This is a genomic window from Paraburkholderia phenoliruptrix (genome assembly GCF_047325075.1).
Classification (GTDB): domain Bacteria; phylum Pseudomonadota; class Gammaproteobacteria; order Burkholderiales; family Burkholderiaceae; genus Paraburkholderia; species Paraburkholderia phenoliruptrix.
In genome coordinates this window covers 1,442,810-1,462,054 of the sequence record NZ_CP168530.1, presented here as the reverse complement: position 1 = coordinate 1,462,054, position 19,245 = coordinate 1,442,810, and the positions used below count along the sequence as shown (strand labels likewise).

22 protein-coding genes are annotated in these 19,245 nt (G+C 63.1%); 11 read left to right on the top strand and 11 right to left on the bottom strand.

Annotation, left to right across the window (positions count from 1 at the left end; all coding sequences use genetic code 11):
* Positions 1 to 121 precede the first annotated feature (121 nt).
* The 3 genes from ACEN8U_RS06520 to ACEN8U_RS06510 form a co-directional block, all read right to left on the bottom strand.
* On the bottom strand, positions 122 to 874 hold the full coding sequence (locus ACEN8U_RS06520; protein WP_310107386.1) for an SDR family NAD(P)-dependent oxidoreductase: 753 nt from the start codon (positions 872 to 874) through the stop codon (positions 122 to 124).
* Between the two features lie 238 nt (positions 875 to 1,112).
* Positions 1,113 to 1,457: a hypothetical protein gene (locus ACEN8U_RS06515; protein WP_310107385.1), complete on the bottom strand. Its 345-nt coding sequence runs from the start codon at positions 1,455 to 1,457 to the stop codon at positions 1,113 to 1,115.
* 201 nt (positions 1,458 to 1,658) lie between these two features.
* Positions 1,659 to 2,564, bottom strand: coding sequence for a LysR family transcriptional regulator (locus tag ACEN8U_RS06510; RefSeq protein ID WP_310107383.1), 906 nt, complete (start codon positions 2,562 to 2,564; stop codon positions 1,659 to 1,661).
* A gap of 104 nt (positions 2,565 to 2,668) precedes the next feature.
* On the opposite strand from ACEN8U_RS06510, the gene ACEN8U_RS06505 reads away from it, so the two are divergent.
* From ACEN8U_RS06505 to ACEN8U_RS06480, 6 genes are all read left to right on the top strand, one after another.
* Positions 2,669 to 3,655 carry a ketopantoate reductase family protein gene (locus tag ACEN8U_RS06505; protein ID WP_310107382.1) on the top strand — a complete coding sequence of 329 codons (987 nt, stop codon included), beginning with the start codon at positions 2,669 to 2,671 and terminating at the stop codon, positions 3,653 to 3,655.
* Positions 3,652 to 4,044 (top strand): VOC family protein, encoded by a 393-nt coding sequence (locus ACEN8U_RS06500; RefSeq protein ID WP_310107381.1) that lies wholly within the window; start codon positions 3,652 to 3,654, stop codon positions 4,042 to 4,044. The genes ACEN8U_RS06505 and ACEN8U_RS06500 overlap by 4 nt, the downstream gene beginning before the upstream one ends.
* A 2-nt stretch (positions 4,045 to 4,046) precedes the next feature.
* Complete coding sequence (locus ACEN8U_RS06495; protein WP_310107377.1) at positions 4,047 to 4,505, top strand: MaoC family dehydratase; 459 nt, start codon at positions 4,047 to 4,049, stop codon at positions 4,503 to 4,505.
* Complete coding sequence (locus tag ACEN8U_RS06490) at positions 4,505 to 5,716, top strand: CoA transferase (RefSeq protein WP_310107375.1); 1,212 nt, start codon at positions 4,505 to 4,507, stop codon at positions 5,714 to 5,716. The genes ACEN8U_RS06495 and ACEN8U_RS06490 overlap by 1 nt, the downstream gene beginning before the upstream one ends.
* 7 nt (positions 5,717 to 5,723) lie before the next feature.
* The gene (gene aroE, locus ACEN8U_RS06485) at positions 5,724 to 6,560 is read left to right on the top strand and encodes a shikimate dehydrogenase (RefSeq protein WP_310107373.1); all 837 of its coding nucleotides are present in this window, start codon (positions 5,724 to 5,726) and stop codon (positions 6,558 to 6,560) included.
* 202 nt (positions 6,561 to 6,762) lie between these two features.
* Positions 6,763 to 7,035 carry a hypothetical protein gene (locus ACEN8U_RS06480; RefSeq protein WP_310107372.1) on the top strand — a complete coding sequence of 91 codons (273 nt, stop codon included), beginning with the start codon at positions 6,763 to 6,765 and terminating at the stop codon, positions 7,033 to 7,035.
* A gap of 51 nt (positions 7,036 to 7,086) precedes the next feature.
* Here ACEN8U_RS06480 and ACEN8U_RS06475 read toward each other — a convergent pair whose 3' ends face one another.
* A complete protein-coding gene (locus ACEN8U_RS06475) occupies positions 7,087 to 7,419 on the bottom strand; it encodes a hypothetical protein (RefSeq protein WP_310108055.1) in 333 nt (110 codons plus the stop codon).
* A 615-nt stretch (positions 7,420 to 8,034) separates the two neighbouring features.
* On the opposite strand from ACEN8U_RS06475, the gene ACEN8U_RS06470 reads away from it, so the two are divergent.
* Positions 8,035 to 8,361, top strand: coding sequence for an H-NS family nucleoid-associated regulatory protein (locus ACEN8U_RS06470; protein WP_310107369.1), 327 nt, complete (start codon positions 8,035 to 8,037; stop codon positions 8,359 to 8,361).
* Between the two features lie 16 nt (positions 8,362 to 8,377).
* Here the strand turns inward: ACEN8U_RS06470 and ACEN8U_RS06465 are convergent, their stop codons facing one another.
* Both ACEN8U_RS06465 and ACEN8U_RS06460 read right to left on the bottom strand, forming a co-directional pair.
* The gene (locus ACEN8U_RS06465; RefSeq protein WP_310107366.1) at positions 8,378 to 8,842 is read right to left on the bottom strand and encodes a low molecular weight phosphatase family protein; all 465 of its coding nucleotides are present in this window, start codon (positions 8,840 to 8,842) and stop codon (positions 8,378 to 8,380) included.
* Positions 8,843 to 9,047: 205 nt separating this feature from the next.
* Positions 9,048 to 9,740, bottom strand: a complete 693-nt coding sequence (locus ACEN8U_RS06460) for a J domain-containing protein (RefSeq protein ID WP_310107363.1) — start codon at positions 9,738 to 9,740, stop codon at positions 9,048 to 9,050.
* A gap of 437 nt (positions 9,741 to 10,177) precedes the next feature.
* Here ACEN8U_RS06460 and ACEN8U_RS06455 point away from each other — a divergent pair, with 437 nt between their 5' ends.
* From ACEN8U_RS06455 to ACEN8U_RS06440, 4 genes are all read left to right on the top strand, one after another.
* Positions 10,178 to 10,837 (top strand): NAD(P)H-dependent oxidoreductase, encoded by a 660-nt coding sequence (locus tag ACEN8U_RS06455; protein ID WP_310107360.1) that lies wholly within the window; start codon positions 10,178 to 10,180, stop codon positions 10,835 to 10,837.
* Between the two features lie 407 nt (positions 10,838 to 11,244).
* Positions 11,245 to 11,460: a hypothetical protein gene (locus ACEN8U_RS06450; protein WP_013590401.1), complete on the top strand. Its 216-nt coding sequence runs from the start codon at positions 11,245 to 11,247 to the stop codon at positions 11,458 to 11,460.
* A 223-nt stretch (positions 11,461 to 11,683) separates the two neighbouring features.
* A complete protein-coding gene (iaaH, locus tag ACEN8U_RS06445) occupies positions 11,684 to 13,138 on the top strand; it encodes an indoleacetamide hydrolase (RefSeq protein WP_310107357.1) in 1,455 nt (484 codons plus the stop codon).
* A gap of 99 nt (positions 13,139 to 13,237) precedes the next feature.
* Entirely contained in the window at positions 13,238 to 14,002 is a 765-nt protein-coding gene (locus ACEN8U_RS06440) for a CDP-diacylglycerol diphosphatase (RefSeq protein ID WP_310108052.1), read from the top strand.
* A gap of 67 nt (positions 14,003 to 14,069) precedes the next feature.
* Here ACEN8U_RS06440 and ACEN8U_RS06435 read toward each other — a convergent pair whose 3' ends face one another.
* From ACEN8U_RS06435 to ACEN8U_RS06415, 5 genes are all read right to left on the bottom strand, one after another.
* A complete protein-coding gene (locus tag ACEN8U_RS06435; protein ID WP_310107355.1) occupies positions 14,070 to 14,501 on the bottom strand; it encodes a hypothetical protein in 432 nt (143 codons plus the stop codon).
* Positions 14,502 to 14,615: 114 nt separating this feature from the next.
* A complete protein-coding gene (locus tag ACEN8U_RS06430; protein ID WP_013590405.1) occupies positions 14,616 to 15,017 on the bottom strand; it encodes a hypothetical protein in 402 nt (133 codons plus the stop codon).
* 283 nt (positions 15,018 to 15,300) lie between these two features.
* On the bottom strand, positions 15,301 to 16,971 hold the full coding sequence (locus tag ACEN8U_RS06425; RefSeq protein WP_310107353.1) for an alkaline phosphatase family protein: 1,671 nt from the start codon (positions 16,969 to 16,971) through the stop codon (positions 15,301 to 15,303).
* Positions 16,972 to 17,246: 275 nt separating this feature from the next.
* On the bottom strand, positions 17,247 to 18,374 hold the full coding sequence (locus tag ACEN8U_RS06420) for a porin (RefSeq protein WP_013590407.1): 1,128 nt from the start codon (positions 18,372 to 18,374) through the stop codon (positions 17,247 to 17,249).
* 196 nt (positions 18,375 to 18,570) lie between these two features.
* Complete coding sequence (locus tag ACEN8U_RS06415) at positions 18,571 to 19,245, bottom strand: response regulator (RefSeq protein WP_013590408.1); 675 nt, start codon at positions 19,243 to 19,245, stop codon at positions 18,571 to 18,573.

The following is a 19,245-nucleotide window of genomic DNA, read 5'->3' as shown; positions in this document are numbered from 1 at the left end:
TCTCCTTCGCGCAGTCCGCTGCGGCGGCTTCGCGGTTCTCGTGTGAAGTGCGGCTTGCAGGCTTCGCGTAGCGGCGTGCCGTATCACGCCGCTACGCGTCTTGACTCGCGCGCGGCCTGGCTCAATAAGTGGCGCGGCCGCCCGACAGGTCGAATACCGAACCAGTACTGAATGCGCAATCCTCGGAGGCGAGCCAGAGAATCAGCGAGGCCGCTTCTTCAGGCAGCAGGAAGCGGTTCATCGGAATCTTCGAGAGCATGTAGTCGATGTGCTGCTGCGACATCGAATCGAAGATTTCCGTTTTGGCGGCAGCGGGCGTGACCGCGTTGACGAGAATGTTCTTCGTCGCGAGTTCCTTGCCTAGCGATTTCGTGAGGCCGATGAGCCCGGCCTTCGACGCGCTGTAGTGCGAGGCGTTCGGATTGCCCTCCTTGCCGGCCACCGACGCGATATTGACGATGCGCCCATAGCCCTGCTTCAGCATCTGCGGGACGACCGCGCGGCACGTGAGATACGGGCCGATCAGATTGACGTCGATGACGCGGCGCCAGACCTCCGGCTCCAGCTCCCATGTGGTGCCGTTGCCGCCGGTGATGCCCGCGGAGTTGATCAGCACGTCGATTGCACCGTGGTCGAGCACAGTCTGCGACACGGCATGGGCGACGGCCGCTTCCTGCGTGAGTTCGACGGTGACCGCCGTCACTTTGCCGAGTTCGGCAAGCTCGCGCTGACTGCGGGCGAGGCGCTCCGCGTCGATGTCCCAGAGCGCGACGGACGCGCCCGAGCCGAGCGCCCGCTGAGCGACTGCGTAGCCGATGCCGCGCGCGCCGCCGGTAATGGCGACCACGCGTCCTTCCAGGTCGATTCGGTTCATTCGTGTCTCCAGCGTCGGTGTTGTCATATTTGGGCTTCACGCCAATATACGGGCCGCGCGATGCCGCAACAATCCGAGAATCGGAAAGGTCGATAACAAAAGCGGATCGCGCGACGTGGGGCGCGGGGAGACATCGGATGGCAGGAAAACGGAGGGATTGCCGCTCGCGGCAAGGGTGTGACTCACCAGCCGTGATGCAGGGCGAGGCCGGACGCGGACGCGCTTGCGCGACGCGAGCTCAAAGCGCGTCCTGACACAGAGCCTTCATGCGCTGAACCATTGTGCTGGCCTCGTTCAGCTCCATTTCGCTCGTAAAGAGCGCCTGCACGTTCGACAGGCGAACAGCCACGCCCGCATTCATCAGATCCTGGCTGGCGATCTTCAACGCAAGTTGACCGATTTGCACGCGTTCCAGCCAATACATGCGCATGCTGTTTCTGGCGAGCCACTGGCGGCAGCACTGAACGACGTGATCCACACGCCACTCCGCGCTGAGCGCATAGGAGGCCGCCGCGATGGCCACGAGAAAGCACAGCAGCTCGGCGCGCGCGGCTGAGGGCAGTTTTGGGTCGGTTTTTTTCATTTGCTTGTAGGTTGACGGGGGTTTTCACGGGCGCCGACGGATGGCCGCGCTTCAGGCAGTTTACTCGGCAACTGCCGCGCGCAGCATCCACACGGGCCCGTTCCGTCCGACAAACAGCCTGCCTCGGAGTTCAACGAGTCGCCCAGCTCACGGCCTCTGGAACGCCCCGACGTGATCGCGCCCGGGCCGCGAAGCATCGTCTCACCGCGAAACACCGAATAGCTGAAAGACGACGCCACGCAACCAGCGATTGCCCGCCTCATGGTGATACCGCGCATGCCAGTGTTGCCGGACGGCAAAGCCATCCACGGGGACAGGACACGGGTGAACGGCCAGATCGTTGGCCTGCGCGAGCGTCTCGCCGATATGGCGCGGCAGCGTGGCGAGCAGATCGGTAGTCTGCACGATCGTGCCGAGCCCGAGAAAGCCCGGCAGCTGCAGCACGACGTCCCGCTCGATCCGCTCGCGCGCCAGTGCCTGTTCGAGCAGTTGCGCCCCGGTGCCCGATTCGATGCTGACATGTCCCTCCGCGCGGTACCGCTTCAACGCGAGCCGCCCTCGAATGCGAGGATGATGCCGGTTGCTGAGGCACACCCAGTCCTGCTGATAAAGCTGCTGCTGGTAGATTCCGCCGCTTAACCACGGCACATAGCCGATGGCGAGATCCGCTTCGCCCGATTCCAGCGCGCGCTCCGTATTGCCGTCGATCCTCGCCGCCTCGAGCCGGATGCCCGGCGCCTGGGCGCGCACATGCGCGAGCAGTCTCGGCAGCAGTGTGATGTGACTCGCGTCGGTCATGCAGATGCGAAAGCGCCGCTGTGCGGTGGCGGGATCGAAGGCGATCTCCCATGCGAGGAACCGCCTGAGCGATTCGAGTATCTCGCGGCAGGGACCGATAAGCGCGTCGGCTTGCGGCGTCGGCGCCATGCCGCCGGGCGTGCGGATGAATAGCGGGTCTTGCAAAGACTCGCGCAACCGCCCGAGCCAGATGCTGATAGTCGGCTGGCTCTGCCCCAGTTGCTCCGCCACGCGCGTGACGCTGCGCGTGTCGTAAAGCAGGTCGAAGAGCTGCAGCAGTTTGATATCGGGGAAATCGGGCGGGATCATGGGGCACCGCATTATTGTGTTTCGCAATGATGTCATTGTAGTCATTGCATTGCCGTTATGGGTGACAACTCCTATCGTGTATCCACACGTCAAGGAGAAGCTCAGTGAAGATTGCGATTCTCGGGGCCGGCGCACTAGGCTGTGCGATCGGCGCCACCCTCACGGAAGGCGGCCACGAAACCTGGCTGATCGATCGTTCGCCCCTCCATGTGGACACGATGCGCCGCGACGGCCTGCTGGTCGACGACGATAAAGGTGCGCGGCGCATCGCGGTTCGCGCGGCGACCCAAGCGAGCGAAGTCGGCGCCGCCGACCTCGTCGTCGTGCTGGTGAAGTCCTTTCACACCGACTCGGCGATGCGCGGCGCGCTCGCGCTGATCGGTCCTGACACGCTGGTGCTTTCGCTCCAGAACGGCCTGGGGCATGAAGACGTGCTCGCCGACATTGTGGGCCGCGAGCGCGTGCTCGCGGGCAAGACGTATGTGGGCGGCGTGCTGCGCGGGCCGGGCCATATCGAGGCGGGGGTCACCGGCAAAGCCACTTATATCGGCGAGCTGGATGGCCGGCTCACGCCACGGGTGCGAGCCATCGCCGAGGCATTCAACACCGCCGGGCTGCTGACTACCGTCAGCGACAACATCGTCGGCACCATGTGGGACAAATTGCTCATCAACGTCGCCACCGGCGCGATTACGGGCATCACGCGTCTTACCTACGGCCAGCTCTACACGGAGCCACTCCTGAAGGCAACGGCGCTCGCGGCCATCAGCGAAGCCATGGCGGCTGCGCGGGCAGCGGGCATCGCGTTGTCGATCAACGAGCCCGACGAGGCATGGACATTAGCGGCCGAAGGCCTCTCTCCCACGTTCAAGACATCGATGCTGCAAAGCCTCGAAAAGGGCTCGGTCACGGAGATCGATTTCATCAACGGCGCGGTGGTGCGCTGGGGGCAACGGCTCGGCGTGCCGACGCCGGTCAACGCAACGCTGGTGGCATGCATCAAGGGCATTGAACGCGCGCTGGCCGATGAGCGGGACGATGCGAAGCACGCTGACCTGCACGATAAGAACCCCAAGGAGAAGACGGCATGAGCGGCTCAAAGGCTTATCTCGAGCACGTGGCGATCTGGGTGAAGGACATTCAGTGGCACATCCGCTTTTTCGCGGACGTGCTCGGCATGACCATGCGCGAAGTCGACGGCACTGCCGACGCACCGCGCCAGTACTGGACACTCGGCGGCCTGCAGTTCATTCATGCGCCGCATTACGACGGCCCCGAAGGGCGCCTTGCCCACCTGGGCGTCATGTGCGAAGACCTGGAAGCGGCGTTGGTGGCTGCTCAGGCCTATGGCGTGAGCGACATGCCGCAAGGGCGCAACTGGCTGCGTTTGCCCGACGGCCTCGCTGTCGAACTGATTCAGGCGAGACCCGCGTCCTGTGTCGCAGAGGCGCTGAGCATCAACCCGCGTGCGGAGACTTGAGCATGACAATCATCGAGAAATACTGGGACGACGCCCGGGAAGGCGACGAGTGCGTGAGCCCGAACTACACCGTGACCAAGGAGCGCATCCTCGCCTACGCCGATCTCACGGGCGACCACACGCCTGTGCACGTGGATGAGGCCTATGCCAACGCGAGCCACTTCGGCTGCCTCGTCGCGCATGGGTTGTTCGGACTCTCGGTTGCGGACGGCCTCAAGACCCAGAGCGACTATCGTTTCCTGCCGGGCATGTCGCTCGGATGGACGTGGGACTTCGTGCTGCCCATCAAGGTCAACGACGTGCTGCACGTGAAGTTTCGCGTCGGCGCCATGCGGCCGAGCAGGAGCCGGCCAGGCTGGGGCATCGTCGTTCTTCCATCAGAACTGATCAATCAGGATGGCGAAACAGTTCAGCGCGGCGAACATCGTCTGATGGTGCCGCGCCGGCCGGGAGCACTGTGATGCAGGCACGTCCCCTCGAAGGTATACGCGTTGTCGACTATAGCCACTTTCTCGCCGGTCCCTATGTGGGCCGCTGCCTTGCGGCGCTCGGCGCCGAAGTCATCAAGGTCGAACGTCCCGGCAGCGGCGATGCGGGACGCCAGCACGCCACCGTGCTGGACGATCAGCAAAGCGGCTACTTTTTGCAACTTAACATGGGCAAGCGCGGCGTCAGCGTCAATATGAAAGACGCACGCGGCAAGGAGTTCATGCGCCGCCTGTGCGACTCGGCGGATGTATTCGTCGAGAACTATCGTCCCGGCGCGCTCGACAAGCTGGGGCTCGGCTATGCCGAGTTGTCCGCGCGCAATCCGGGCCTCGTCTACTGTTCGATCTCGGCATACGGCCATACCGGCCCCGATGCCCACCGCGCCGGTTTCGGCCTGATCGCCGAGGCAAAAAGCGGCATCATGCAGATGGTCGGCACGCCTGGCGAGCCGCCCCCGCTGCTGCGCATTTCCCTCGGCGACATGTACACCGGCATTCACGCGGTGGCCGCCATCAACGCGGCGCTGCTGGGTCGCGTGAAGAGCGGACGGGGCCAGCATATCGACATGGCGCTGTACGACACGCTTGTCTCCATGCATGAGTACGCGGTGCAGTGCTATACGCTGCAAGGCGTGCTGCCGGAACAGACGGGCCACGACATGCCGACCTCGACGCTGTACGGCGTGTTTCGCGCCGCCGACGGCGATCTCGTGATCGCCGCACAAGTGGACGACGCATGGAAGCGCTTCGCCGCCTTGATCGAAACGCACGGCGGGCCCGCCGGATTCGGCAGCGATGCGCGCTTTCACGATAGCGCGGGCCGCAACACGCATCGCCAGGCGATCCTCTCGGTCGTCCAGCCCTGGGTCGCCGCGCGGCCGGTCGCGCAGGTCCTCGAACTATTGGACGGTATCGACGTGCCTTGCGCAAAGGTGCAGCGCATCGACGAGGTGCTCGACGATCCGCAAATCCAGGCGCGCGGCATGGTGCTCGAGCAGCAGCATCCGCGTTACGGGACGGTGCGCCTGCCGAACCTGCCGTTCCGCTTCTCCGATTGCGACACGACCATCCGCGAAGTCGCGCCGGACCTTGGGCAGCACAACGCGGACGTCGCGCAATCGCTCGGTTTCTCAGCCGCCGAAATCGACATCATGCAAACGGAAGGCGTGCTTTACGCCAGGTGAGGGAGAGATGACTGACCAGTATGCTGTGATCGGTAATCCGATCGGACACACCAAGTCTCCGTTGATTCACGGGCTGTTCGCCGAGGCGACACAGCAGGCCATGTCGTATGTCGCGATGGAGGGTCCGCTGGTTCCCGACGATGGTTTCGAGCGGATGGTGCGCGCCTTTGCGGCCGAAGGCGGCAAGGGCATCAACATCACCGCGCCCTTCAAGCTCAAGGCTTTTGCTCTCGCCGATGAACGCAGCGAACGGGCGGCGCTGGCGGGCGCCGCCAATGCGCTCAAGTTCGAGAACGGCCGGATCATCGCAGAGAATTTCGACGGCATCGGACTCGCGCGCGATATCGAGGTCAATCTCGGCGTTCCGCTTGCCGGCAAGCGCGTGCTGATGCTCGGTGCCGGGGGCGCGGCACGCGGCGCGCTGCTGCCGTTTCTCGCCGCGGGTCCCGCCGAACTCGTCATTGCGAATCGCGACGTGGCGAAGGGCGAAGCACTCGTGGCCGAGGTCGGCTCAGGCGGCGCTTCGGTCCGTGCTCGCGGCTATGGCGATCTGCCGGCGCTGGGCCGCTTCGATCTCGTGGTGAACGCGACCTCGGCAAGCCTCACTGGCGACCTGCCGCCCGTCCCGCCGGGCGTATTCAGTCCGACCGGCACCGCTTACGAACTGGTGTACGGCAAGCGGCTCACGCCGTTTCTGCGGCTCGCGCGCAACGCCGGCGTGCGCGGCATTGCCGACGGCGTCGGCATGCTGGTCGAGCAGGCCGCCGAGGCGTTCGCCTGGTGGCGCGGCGTGCGCCCGGAGACGTCTGCAGTCATCGATCGTCTGACGGTGCCGCTCGACTGATTTGATTGCGGCGGCCAGGCCAAAAAGCGCTGCGTGCACATGCGCAGAGGCACGGCTCCGCCGCATTGCGCATATGTGTGACCTTTCAGGCGATATCGCCGGAATTTCATTGGCGTCTGCTGACGAAAGCGCCGGGCACGGGGTTTGCTGAATGCGCCAACAGCATCCAGTGGACTCCTCGCCTAATGAAAGGACATTGAATATGGTTAGCACCCGCCCCTGCACCGCGACCTGCGTTATCGACGGCATGCCGGTCACTCTCACCTTCTATCCGGACAACGGTGTACTGCGAATCGCCGATCCGTCCGGTACGTGCATCAAGGAAACGCACTGGCACGCGTCGTGGCGCTCGCTGCTGGACGAGTTCCGCCGCTTCGGCGAACGCGCGGCCATGCAGGGGCCGGGGGTCGAGGCCATGGTGAGCCGCATCGTCGAAAATACCGAGGACCCGGCCACCCAGACCGCGCTGGCATGAAAAACACGAGGCAGTGAGTCCGCGACGCACCGCCCCGGCGAACCCGCGGCATCACTGACCGAAGTAAACCATGCATTGCGGCCTTGCGGAACAAGGCATATTTTGCCGGGCGCCGGCCTCCGACCGCCCTGTCGCCACACCTCCATAAGAGACGTTCTGAACGGACTGCGAGCCGCTTGTCGCGGGTTCGCTCAACGACATGTCCGTGGTGGCCTGTGCCGACTCGTTGGCATGCTGCATCAGCCTGTGACTGGCCGAACTGCCGGCGGGTGTGCCGGTGGATAGCTCGGCCCCGGGCTGCGTCGTCGTGTCGTCGGCGCTGGCCGCGCGTGGCGCGAGAAAAAGAACGGCGCTCACGACCGCCATCAATAAACGTAGTTTCATGTCCAGACTCCTTGAATCCGGCGCAGCAGTGTCGTCCCTCCCGAGAATCGATCCGTGTAAAAGGCCGGCCGCCTGATCGGCGCCGTCGGAAAAAGCCATGTCACGCGGGCCTGCTGCATGGACTCGTGAAATGCAACGGACAACGAGCCGCCCGCGCCATGCCGGCGCCGCCTGCGTTCACTACCATTGCGAAACGGCACCTCAGGCTGGAAAACACGGATTGTCCTCTCCGCTATTTCTTTTATAGTTCGGGCACTGCGGAATTCAAATGGCGGCTCGGAACTGGTGAAAGATACTAGGGGCGGAGCGGACAGTCTCCAGAGCGCGTTCAAATCCCCCGAAAATCAGTTGAAACGGTGCGTGCATTGCGCGCGCAGTGCGTTATGATGGCGACATAACCACAAGATAGGGCCCCGCGCAAACGCCGTTGCGAGACGGAGCGTGGACGTGAGACCAGCCGCCCAAAATCAGTGCATCGTCACCATCGTTTTTCCAATTTCGATTAATAACCTCACCGCGGACCGGCGCCATTTAAATGGACTCGAAGCTCTCGCGGGTTTTCCTCGCAATCTGCATTTGACAGAACGCTGGACGCTTTAGAAGGACGAATATCTTATGGACGAAAGGAAGCGAGATAGCATGATTGCGTATCTCCGCCATCGCATGGAAGAGTTTGGCATCAAACCGGAAGACCTTGCCGCCGTGCTGGCATCCGAACCGGCCGCGCAAAAGAACGCGCGCTACCGCAGCGCGACGGGGGACAGCTGGGACGGCCAGGGTGAAATGCCGCAATGGCTCAAGCAGGCCATCAGCGCCGGCCAATCAATCGACCACTTCGAATTATCGGCGCCGCCCGCCCCCGCGCCGCAGCCTAAAAAGCACGTCGACTGGAAAAACGACCCGTTTGCAGGCAGCCGCCTCGCGCGCTCGACCGACCGCTAAGCGGTAAGGCGCCGTGCTATCGCGGCACATCGCAGGTCGGCAAGCCGGCCAGTGCACGACTGGTTGCGCCGCGCACCGGTGTCCGCCGCGGCGGCCGCGCGTATTTCGGCGCCTCGATAAAGCCGCTCAATTGACGCACGATTTGCCAGAACACCTTTTCGAATAGACGAATCCGTTCCGGCTCGGACAGGAAGTCCGCGAGCGGATCGGCGAAATTCCACACGCTGAACGCGGGTTCGCCGGGAAAGACAGGCGCGTGCGGAGCGGCGACGCTTTCGTCCAGCGCGACCACGAGGTCCATGCGCGGCGCCCATTCGCCGGTGAATTCCAGCCAGCTTTTCGGGCTAAGCACGCCCAGGTCGGAAACGCCCGGCCGCAGTTGCGCCACCGTCAACGGATGGATCCGCAAGGCCGGCTCCGGCCCCGCGCTGAAAGCGTCGAACCGGTGTCCGGCCAACTCCCGCAGCAAAGCTTCGGCCATGATGCTGCGCGCTGAATTCTCCCGGCAGAGAAACAGCACTTTATATTTCTCGGTCACGCTTACCCCGTACGTGTTTTTGTCTCTTGTATGCGCGATTGTGCTCGCAGAGTCTTGCGCCCCCGTGACACTACGATGTCTTTATTCCGCGCGCTACGGGAATTTGCCCCTGGAACGGCCGGATTCAAGCAGCACCGGAACCGGATGCTCAGAACCGCAGGCCGTTGAGAAACTGGAACCAGAGCGTGGAAAAACCTCCGGCGGGCTGCGCCTCGCTGTCGTTTTGTTCGCGCCGGTCGCGCTCCGCGTGCGTGGCGCGGGTGCCACGGGCGGCGGTCTGGTGAGCGCCGGAGCCCGTTTTGACGGCTTCGGGCGACGACGCGTCGGCGCCCCCGTCAGAAGCAATGTCTGCCGCCTCTTCCGTAGAAGCGCGGCTGGCCGCGGCCTCGCGCCGTGCCGCCTGCAATGCCGCCACGCTGTCCGCGATCTGCGCGGCACGCGCCGGCTCGCACTGGCGCCCGAGCAGCACGCCAAACAGCACGTCCCGGTTGTGGCCTTCGTCGGCGAAACGCATGGCGAGCGACACCATCTCCGCGTAGGCGGCCTCGTCCGCCGCGCGCGCCGCTGCCTCGCGCTCCGCCTGCGCCTTCTGATGGCGCGCGCGCTGCGCTTCCCATTGCTGCATCTGCTCGGCGTAGACGGCGTCGTACACCTTGCGCTGCGCGGCGTCCGAGAGAATCGCGTAGGCGTCCCTGATCTCCTGGAACGCGGCGCGCGCCACGTCCTCGGAACCCGCGTTGCGGTCCGGGTGCCACTTCATCGCCGCCTTGCGATAGGCGCGCTTGATTTCTTCGTCGGTGGCGTGCATGGGCACGCCGAGCGTGTCATAGAGAGTTGCCATTTGCCTCGTCGAGCTTGCCGGGTATCGTGTCGCGGACCATCGTAGCACGCGATAAACGGCGCAATCGTGAAGCGAGCTGTCCGCGCGCCGCCGGGAAGCGGCAGGAAACCGGCCGCGGACCGGCGAAAAAAAAGCCCCGCCAGCAAACTGGCGAGGCCGAGTCCCATGTCAAGGAGTGTCATGGAGGAGACGGCTCGATCATAACGGCGCCCGCCCTCGCGCCCAAACAATTGTTCGCCATATGCTTATCGGCAGCGTAGCGCGTGCAATTGAAGCGGATGCCGCCATGGTTCCCGGTTATATGGTTAGAACAAAAAGTCGCTTCGTGTCGCGTGCCGCGCTCATTAAGATGGTGCTTCAAAGTCCGGTTCGCCCCCGTTCGCTTCCGCGCAAATCCGCGCACGAGCGCCGTGAGCCGCTACCGAAGGAGCATTTCGTTGACCAGTTTCCATCATCACCGCCGGCCGCTCGTCGTCGGCATTGGCGGCACGACGCGCGCGGCCTCGTCGACCGAGCGCGCGCTCGGCTTCGCATTGCGAGGCGCCGAAGCGGCGGGTGCGAAAACCCGGCTGTTCGGCGGCACGTTCCTGCATAGTCTGCCGCACTACGCGCCCGAAAACAGCGTTCGCACCGACGAACAGCTCGAACTGATCGAAGCCGTGCGTCATGCAGACGCGCTGATCATTGCGACGCCCGGTTATCACGGCGGCGTGTCGGGCCTTGTAAAAAATGCGCTCGACACGCTCGAGGAACTGCGCGCCGACGAACGCCCGTATCTCGACGGCCGGGCGGTCGGCTGCATCGTCACGGCTTACGGCTGGCAGGCGGCGGGTTCCGTGCTGACTTCGCTCCGTTCTATCGTTCATGCATTGCGCGGGTGGCCGACGCCGTTCGGCGCCGGCATCAATACGCTCGAAACGCGCTTTGACAGCGTGGACACCTGTTCCGACGCAAAGGTGGTCGACCAGCTCGCCACGGTCGGCCAGCAAGCCGCACAATTTGCGTTGGCGTTCACCGCGCAGGCTGCGCGAGGCCCGAACGCCGCACGCGATCCGCTTCAGCCCGCCCAGCCCGCGCGACTTCTGCACGCGGTGTAAAGGCCCCGCTACGCCTCGGATCAGTCCTTCAGTTCAGCCCTCAAGTTGAGACTGTGTTCGGCTTCCCGCCAGCGCCCTCGCCTCGCATTTACATTTGCATTCGCGGATGGGAGCGCTCGCGCTCATGCGCACCGTGCGGCACATAACAGACTCATTGGGCGACGCGCGCGATAGTGTCTGCGAACCCGCCAAACACGCCGTTATCCGGCCTTCTGAAGAGCGTTCCGGATCCCCGCTGATTTGCTTGCGAAGAATGATTGGTTCACGGGCCCTTCAGTGCGGCCTACGCTTGAGCCTGCCCGCCGACTCATCCGCCGCCTGATGCCGACGCAAACGCGAACGCGAACGCGAGGCGTCATGTGTACCGGCTCTTTGCAAAATATGCGGGCACATTCACCGCCACGACCATGAATTCACATATCCGCTACAAGGGCTACGAAGTCGCGCCAGCCGCGCAACGTTTGCCCAATGGGCTGTTCGCCGCGAACCTGACCATCGAAAAAGCGAGCTCGAGCCGCCGCCAGTCTTATTGCTTTGACGCGCTCGACTATTTCTTCGACGAAGAGCACGCGCTCGCCTATGCGTTCCGCTGGGCACGTATGTGGGTCGACAATCACCAGTGACGCGAAATGGAAAATGACGCGTGCCGGCGACAGGCAGCGCCGGCACCGTATGTCGGGGCATTGTGACAGAATAGGCGACACCTCGAGTCGCTCTCTGTACGCCTGCCATGCCCCCTACATTGACAGATGTTGCGAAACACCACAGCCTGCGCCACTGCACCTTCACGCCGCGCCTCGTCAGCCGTTCGCGCGCACCGGACACTGAACCATCCGGAGCACGGCGATGACATGGACCGTCGATGAACAGCTCGCGTTGAGCGCAACGCAAGCCGTCGCCGCGATCCAGTCGGGGCGGCTTCAAGCAACGGATTATGTCGCGACATTGCTCGCGCGCGCAGCCGCATTAGAGACGCTCAACGCGCTGACCGTGATCGACCTCGACGGCGCCCTTGCCGCCGCACGCCGCATCGATGCGCTATCCGCCGAAGCGAAGGCGCAACTGCCGCTTGCCGGCTTGCCGATCGTCGTCAAGGACAACATCAATACCGTGGGGCTGCCCACCTCCGCAGGCACGCCCGCTCTCGAAGGCTTCGTGCCGGACGCCAATGCGCCGTCGGTGCAACGCCTGCTCGACGCGGGCGCGATTATCCTCGGCAAGGCCAATATGCATGAGCTCGCGTTCGGCATCACGAGCACGAACCTGGCCGCGCACGCGGGCCCCGTGCGCAATCCGTACGATCCCACGCTGATTCCTGGCGGCTCCTCGGGCGGCACGGCCGCGGCCATTGCAGCGCGCATTGCGCCCGCGGGGCTCGGTACCGACACCGGCGGCTCCACGCGCATTCCCGCCGCGTTGACGGGCACCGCGGGCTTTCGTCCGTCGGTCGGCAATGGCGGCAGCGAGCGGCGCTATCACGACCCCGACGCCGTCGTGCCGATCAGCCACACGCGCGATACCGTCGGTCCCATGGCCCGCAGCGCTGCCGACATCGCGCTGCTCGACGGCGTGATAAGCGGCGCCGGTCCACTGCCGGCCGTCGCGCTGAACGGCTTGCGCATCGGCTTGCCGGCGCCGCTGTGGGCCGGCCTTGCGCAACAGGTCGAAGACGTCGCGCGTGCCGCGCTCAAAAAGCTCGAGGCCGCGGGTGTCGTTTTTGTGCCTGTTCAAATGAGCGAACTGGAAGATCTGAACGGCATGGTCGGCGGTCCGATTGCAATTCATGAAGCGCGCGTCGATGTAAAAGCGTGGCTCGTTGCCAACCATGCGCCGGTGCAGACCGTCGCGGAGCTGGCCGCGCGCATTGCGAGTCCCGACGTGCGGGAGATCTATGACGCGGTGCTCGCGGGCGCGCTCGACTCGCGCTATGAGGCCGCGCTCAATCACTGGCGACCGCTTTTGCAGGCCTATATGGCTGCAACCTTTGCCGACGAACGGCTCGATGCGCTCCTCTTTCCGACCACGCGGCTCGCCGCTGTGCCCATGGACGAGATCAACGGTTCGTCGACGGTTTCGATCGACGGCGCGCCGCCTGTCGACACCATGGAAGCCTTTCTGCGCAATACCGACCCCGCCAGCACCTCCGGTATTCCCGGTTTGTCCCTGCCGGCGGGAATCAGCGCGCAGGGCTTGCCGGTCGGCCTCGAACTGGACGGACCGCTCGGCAGCGACAGGCACCTGCTCGCCATCGGCGTGGCGTTGGAACAGCTGCTCGGCGAAGTCCCGCCGCCCGTGCTTTGAAACCGATAAACGATGCTGCCACAGACAACCCACGCTCACGCGCCGACACCGCCGACACCTGCTAGCGAGCTTCCTGTGTCCCCATCCCCAGAGCGCCGCATGATGCATCGCGGCGCGCAACACGTCAGGCGAATGGCGGCCGTGCTCGCCATGGTCCTGGCCGTTGCGGGCTGCGCCCGCCTCGCAGCCGTCGATCCCGACGCATTGTGGAAAATCGTCGATATCCGCTGCGTGCCCTCGCAACAGGCCAGCGGCACGCCCGGTCAATGCACGCTGGTCGATCTCGAGAAACGCTATGCAATCCTGAAGGATATCGTGGGACGTTCGCAATATCTGCTGATTCCGACGGACCGCGTCACCGGTATCGAAAGCCCGCTCGTGCTCGCGCCGCGTGCGCCAGCCTATTGGGCCGACGCATGGGCCGCACGGGGTTATGTGAATCGCTCGGTCAAGCGCACGCTGCCGGACAATCAGTTAGGGATCGAAATCAATTCGCAATTCCGCCGCACGCAGAACCAGTTGCATATTCATATCGACTGCATGCGCGACGACATCAGCCACGCGCTCGCACGACATTCGAAAGACGCGCCCGGCAACTGGCAGTGGGACACGCTGGACGGCAGCCGCTACCGGATCATGCGCGTGACTGCGCTGACCGGTGCGAGCGATCCGTTCCGCGTCGTTGCGCGCGACAACCCGAATGCCGATGCGATGGCGATGCAAACCATCCTCGTGACGGGCGCGGGGCCCTCGGCAGAGAAAGACGGCTGGCTGCTGGTGAGCAGCGGTCTGGATGCGAACAACGGCAGCGGTTCAGCCGAGGGCCTGCTCGATCACGCGTGCCATGTCGCCGACGCGCCTTGAGCAGCGGGCGCGAGTTTGCCGGCGGCGACGAGGATGCAATCGGGATGTGGCTCGCCCATGCGGACAATCAATGGTACGTGGTCGTGGACGACTGCAGCCTGGTCAACACGCCGCGCTGGAAGCGGAACCAGCCTTGTGAGCCTTGCATCACCACCTCGTCGCGTTGCCAGAACACGCGCCTGACTGTCATACGCGCGCCGATATGCTGCACAAGCGGTGGACGGCGCCGCAAGTCGTACAGTACGGGCCCCGCATCCGTTTGCACGAGTGTGCGCGCAACGGTGTCGTCCGCGCTATTCAACTCGTCGAAATGGGTCAGCGCATTGGCACCGAACCGATCGAAGGCGTCGTTTTGAAGCAATGCAACAAAGCCGTGGCCGTCGCGTGCGAATTGCAGTTTGCCCGTGGGGGTATCGAGCGGACCTGTGTCGTGGGTTTGCGCGTGAAGGGAACTCGCGAGACAGGTGGCGGCTAGTGCAGCGATAAGCAGTCGTTTCATTTAGGTTGGGCCCGATTCGCAGACGATCAGCACAGGATGAGCACGCATGTGGCTCGCGTACATCATGATTATCGCTGAAACGGGGCTCTTCTAACGGTGCAGTTCAGGAACGGCTTATCCGAACACGCGAGCCCAAACGGCCCGAATTCTCCGCCCGCGATCTTCAAGCAGATAGGAAGCGGCCAGCGCGATCAAACCCGACATCACGCCGGTCAGCAGATGCTCGACAATGGGAATGCGATAGTGACTGCGGTGCGAGTAGGCATCGCCCAAAGCTGTGAGGCAGCCTACGATAAGTGCATTGCCGTACCGATGTGCGTAGAGCTTTCTCGCAGGAGTGAACGTCAGAAGGACCGCCAGAATGCCGGTGAATAGCCCTGTCTGAAGCGCGATGGCCCAGTGACCCACGCTCAGAACATTGGTCCAGCTGCCCGGCATGCAGGTCATGCACGCGCTGGTCGGTTGCCAGAAGCGCTGCACGAACAGCCTGACGCGGACTTTCCAGTCGCCCCACATGATCTCGTCTCCGCGGTGTGCCGTCGTGCGTGCAATCGCGGTGTCTTGCGGACGCATTCATCAGACGTATTGCACGTGTCGCGCGCCACCTTTGACGGCACAGGGGCACAATGACCCGCTCGTACAATCGCCTGCACTCGAAATCACACAGTAGCGAAAATGCGCCCGAATGACTACGCCCCATCCATTTGCCGCGGACGGGGCCAGTGGGCGGCACGTCCGTTGCTGCAGTCTGCGCTGCAGCAACGGACGCGCCCATCAAACCAAAGAGAAAATACCGCGCCTAGAAGTGCTCGCGTTCCAGGCCGGGTAGCGCCCGCGTTCCTTCGCGTGCAACAGAATGCAGCAACTCAGGAGCAAGACCGAGCATGCGCAGGATCGTGGGGGCCACCTGCGTCGTCACTACACGCTCGTCGACGATCTGCCCCGCGTGATGCGCGCGCGGCGTATAGACCACGAGGCCGAGATGGCTGTCGTCCGGCGCATTGCCGCCGTGCTCTTCGTCCTTTGACGTGCTCGACGTGTAAATGACGCCCGGATTGGGCTGTACTACGATGTCGGGTGTGCGTCCGCGAGCCGGATCGCCGAACTTTGCCGCCAGTTGCGGTCCGTAAAGGATGTATGCGTTCGGTCCATCCGCGCAAATACCCGGTGCATTGCAGCCCAGGTTGTCCTTCAGCGTTTTCACCACAGCGGACAGCTGGCGCTGGTCGCGCAACCAGATGAGGCCCACATCGTCGGTTTGCACCATGCCGGTATCGACGAGGCCCGTCCCGTCATTGAGGTTGCCGCTCTTCGTATTGGCCTGCCCGAAGTTACCGTTCGCATCAAGATAGTTATTCGCTTCAAGCAACTTCGTGAGCGTGTCGCCGTTCTTGACGAGCTTCGAGCGATCGGTCGGGGACTGTCCATGCTTGGCCGTCACGATGATCGCCGTCGACGAATAAAGGTTCTGCTGTTTCAGTTCGGACACGATCCGGCCCAATGCGCCATCCAGATAGGCAATCGCGGCGCTCACCTGCGGCCCGGGCGTGAAGCTCGCATCCAGGTAGCCGCCGCCCTTCGCGACCGGCGCTTTTTGCGCCACGCTCAGCGTCTGGAAGTTGGCGCCGAACACCGTGGGCACACTTGCGCTCGACTGACCTGTCGAATCCTTTCCGTCGATCTCGTCGATAAGCGACTGCACGTGCAGATTGTCGAAGCTTTCCGTGTGCGTGTAGCGGTCGGTGTAGTCGGTGTTGGTGGCCGGATCAATCGAGTTGATCTCCGTGCGCGAGAGGTCGTCGACCCCTGCGCCCGATGGCCCATTCAACCAGTCGTAGCCCCACGCGTGCTTATCCGCCCATGCCGTACGAGCGCCGGTCAGGTTCTGCTTGACCACTTCGAAGATCGTGTTGGTCTGCACATAGTTGTGGGGATAGACGGACTGGCATACGCCGTTGACAAGCGCATGGGGAATCGCCTGCGGATTGAATGCGCCCCCGCCGTTCAGGTGCGTCAGTGCACCGCCGTTCTCCGCGTCGATGCCGGTCGTCTCGTCGAACACGACATTCCAACCCTGCTTGCCTGTACAGCTGGTATCGGAAGGAGCGTAGAGCGTGCGGTCGTACGACACATCGTAGAAAAGACCCGCCGTTTTGGGCGAGCCGCCGGTCACCAACGCCGCGAGCCCCGGAAACGAGTCCGAAAGACCCGGCGTATAGGCATTCGTATAGGTCGTCCCGGCTTTGGCCAGCAACGCGAGATTAGGGCAGGCGTTCGAGTTGATGCAACGCGCCACATCCTGCTCATGCAAACCGTCGAAACTGATCAGCAATACGTGCTTCACCGCATCATGCGGATGCCCGTCGTCCTGACCGTTGTGCGCAGCGGCGCCTTGCGAATAGAGGCCACCTAGCACAACTCCGGCGCCAATTGCTGCATGCACCCGCATCCATCTCCTGATCGTCTTCATGTCTGTCCTTTTGGCATGGTCGCGAAAGAATCGGTAATACGGACGCAAATGTGCAGTGACTTTAAGTCCTCCAGATGAATCGGTGCTTTCGGTTTTATAACGCCGTTGCGGTGCCGGTCGCACACTGGCAATTGGCGTGAATTGCGCGCGCCCTTAAGGTTTCCATAACCTTTTGGTGGTAGGAGAACAAAGCGGCGAACCCACGGTTCGCCGCTTTAAAGGAAATGCGAGGAATGCGCTCATCGCCGGCCCGCCGGCGCGTGAGTGCTGAACGATCAGAAGCGCGTGCGAACACCCGTCGTCAATTCGAGCTGGTTCGTCGCACCGAATGTGCTGCCAACTGTATAGCCGCCGTGCAGCCTCATGTAGTCGCCGGCCAGATACACCTCAGTACGCTTGGACAGGTGATAGAACCCGGACCAGTAGAGCGTTTCCTTGTAGCCGTTGTGCAGGCCCGAGGTCGGATCGAATGCGCCGATGTTCGCGTTGGGAATGTTGCCGTCCGCGTTATACGCCGCGTTCTTCACGCGCATCTGCTGATAGCCGAGTTCATAATCGAACGGGCCCTTGGGCGACAGCTTGAGCGACACAGTCCACGCGTTGTCCTGACGTTGACCGAGTGCGCCCTGGTTGCCCAGATACCGGAAATAGCCCGCGTTGGCGCGCAGAATGCCGAACGTGTAGTTGCCACCCACCGAATACGACTGGTTGGTGATGCCGGCGCGATTCACGTGGCTATAGAAGGCCGACACGTTGAAGGGGCCGCCGTTGTAACCCAGCGCTGCCTGATAGTTGGAGTTGGAACCGAAGCTGGTCGAGTTACCGAATGCGTAACCCGCGCTGGCGAAAATACCGTTATTGAAGAGCTTCTTCCACGCCACGCCGTTGGTGTACCGGGTGCCGGTCGCGCTGGCCGCGTAAAAGATCATCTGCTTGAAGTTGTTGGAGTTGGTCCAGCCGCCCTCTTCCGTCGTCAGGCGCGCGCTGCCGTAAGGGTCGCCGTAAATCGCCGCGGCGTCGCGGGCAATGGTGTTCTGAAACCCTGCCGTAATCTTGCCGAAGGCATCGTTCTCGATACCCACCCACGCGTCGCGGTCGAAGATCTGACCGGGATCTTCCATTTCGCCGTTAGCCACGACGTATTCGCTTTCGAGCCTGAAGATGATCTTCGATCCGCCGCCGATATCTTCTGCGCCCCTCAAGCCCCACCGGCTGCCGCTGAACCACGGCTCGCCATCAATACCCATACCGATGACGTGATCTCCCTTGGCATTCGCATGCGACTGATAAGTCGGCACGCTCAGGTCCATCAGCCCGTACAGCTGCACGCTCGATTGCGCATGCGCGCCCGTTGCCCCGCAAACACCGGCTGCGACAGCCAGCGTCAGGTATCTTTTCTTCAAGTTCGTCTCCTCAAGTTGCTGCGTTGAAAATCTGCCTTCTCTGCTCGCGCGTGCGCGGCTTTTCTGATCGTTTAGCGCCATACGGCACCTAATGGACGAATCGTAGCGATCCGAATCCTTCACCCTCCTTTCCTGTACCTTTTGTACAACTAAGTGGATTTACCGATTCATCCGATAACTCTGCTCCTCGTCCAGGCTATTCGAACTCTTTCGGCCGGAGAATGTAGCCGAGGCCGCGCAGCGTGGTGATTTGCGCGCTGGAATTGGAGAGATGTTTGCGCAGCCGGTGGATATAGATGTCGATGGCGTCGGCACTCGGCTCGTCATCCAGGCTGAACACGCTCTCCATCAGCACGGCTTTCGATACCGTCTTGCCCTTTCGCAACATCAAAGTTTCCAGCACCGTATGCTCGCGGCGCCGCAGCGCGAGTCGTGCGTCGTTGTGAAAGAACTCCCGCGTATCGGATAGGTATTGCAGGTCACCACACGTGAGGCACGACGACATGCCGCCCGATTGCCGGCGAATCAGCGCCTTGATACGCGCGACCAGTTCGCGGGCGTCAAACGGCTTGACGACATAGTCGTCCGCACCCGTGCTGAAACAATCAACCTTGTCGTCGGTCGAACCGTGCGCCGTCAGCATGATGACCGGCACGTTGTCGCCGCGGCGGCGCAAACGCGCGAGTACCTCGCGACCATCCATTCGCGGCAGCCGAAGATCGAGCACGACGACGTCGTAGCGTTGTGTCGTAAGCACTACATCGGCACACTCGCCATCCGGAACACTGTCCACTGCGAAGTTCTCGAGGCGCAGCAGGTTAGCGATCCAATGCGCAAGCTCCGTGTTGTCTTCAACCAGTAGTAGCTTCAT

Coding starts and splice junctions, on each gene's coding strand:
- ACEN8U_RS06520 (WP_310107386.1), bottom strand. CDS start 874: ATGAACCGAATCGACCTGGAAGGACGCGTGGTCGCCATTACCGGCGGC.
- ACEN8U_RS06515 (WP_310107385.1), bottom strand. CDS start 1,457: ATGAAAAAAACCGACCCAAAACTGCCCTCAGCCGCGCGCGCCGAGCTG.
- ACEN8U_RS06510 (WP_310107383.1), bottom strand. CDS start 2,564: ATGATCCCGCCCGATTTCCCCGATATCAAACTGCTGCAGCTCTTCGAC.
- ACEN8U_RS06500 (WP_310107381.1), top strand. CDS start 3,652: ATGAGCGGCTCAAAGGCTTATCTCGAGCACGTGGCGATCTGGGTGAAG.
- ACEN8U_RS06495 (WP_310107377.1), top strand. CDS start 4,047: ATGACAATCATCGAGAAATACTGGGACGACGCCCGGGAAGGCGACGAG.
- ACEN8U_RS06490 (WP_310107375.1), top strand. CDS start 4,505: ATGCAGGCACGTCCCCTCGAAGGTATACGCGTTGTCGACTATAGCCAC.
- aroE (WP_310107373.1), top strand. CDS start 5,724: ATGACTGACCAGTATGCTGTGATCGGTAATCCGATCGGACACACCAAG.
- ACEN8U_RS06480 (WP_310107372.1), top strand. CDS start 6,763: ATGGTTAGCACCCGCCCCTGCACCGCGACCTGCGTTATCGACGGCATG.
- ACEN8U_RS06475 (WP_310108055.1), bottom strand. CDS start 7,419: ATGAAACTACGTTTATTGATGGCGGTCGTGAGCGCCGTTCTTTTTCTC.
- ACEN8U_RS06470 (WP_310107369.1), top strand. CDS start 8,035: ATGGACGAAAGGAAGCGAGATAGCATGATTGCGTATCTCCGCCATCGC.
- ACEN8U_RS06465 (WP_310107366.1), bottom strand. CDS start 8,842: ATGGCCGAAGCTTTGCTGCGGGAGTTGGCCGGACACCGGTTCGACGCT.
- ACEN8U_RS06460 (WP_310107363.1), bottom strand. CDS start 9,740: ATGGCAACTCTCTATGACACGCTCGGCGTGCCCATGCACGCCACCGAC.
- ACEN8U_RS06450 (WP_013590401.1), top strand. CDS start 11,245: ATGAATTCACATATCCGCTACAAGGGCTACGAAGTCGCGCCAGCCGCG.
- iaaH (WP_310107357.1), top strand. CDS start 11,684: ATGACATGGACCGTCGATGAACAGCTCGCGTTGAGCGCAACGCAAGCC.
- ACEN8U_RS06440 (WP_310108052.1), top strand. CDS start 13,238: ATGATGCATCGCGGCGCGCAACACGTCAGGCGAATGGCGGCCGTGCTC.
- ACEN8U_RS06435 (WP_310107355.1), bottom strand. CDS start 14,501: ATGAAACGACTGCTTATCGCTGCACTAGCCGCCACCTGTCTCGCGAGT.
- ACEN8U_RS06430 (WP_013590405.1), bottom strand. CDS start 15,017: ATGTGGGGCGACTGGAAAGTCCGCGTCAGGCTGTTCGTGCAGCGCTTC.
- ACEN8U_RS06425 (WP_310107353.1), bottom strand. CDS start 16,971: ATGAAGACGATCAGGAGATGGATGCGGGTGCATGCAGCAATTGGCGCC.
- ACEN8U_RS06415 (WP_013590408.1), bottom strand. CDS start 19,245: ATGAAGCTACTACTGGTTGAAGACAACACGGAGCTTGCGCATTGGATC.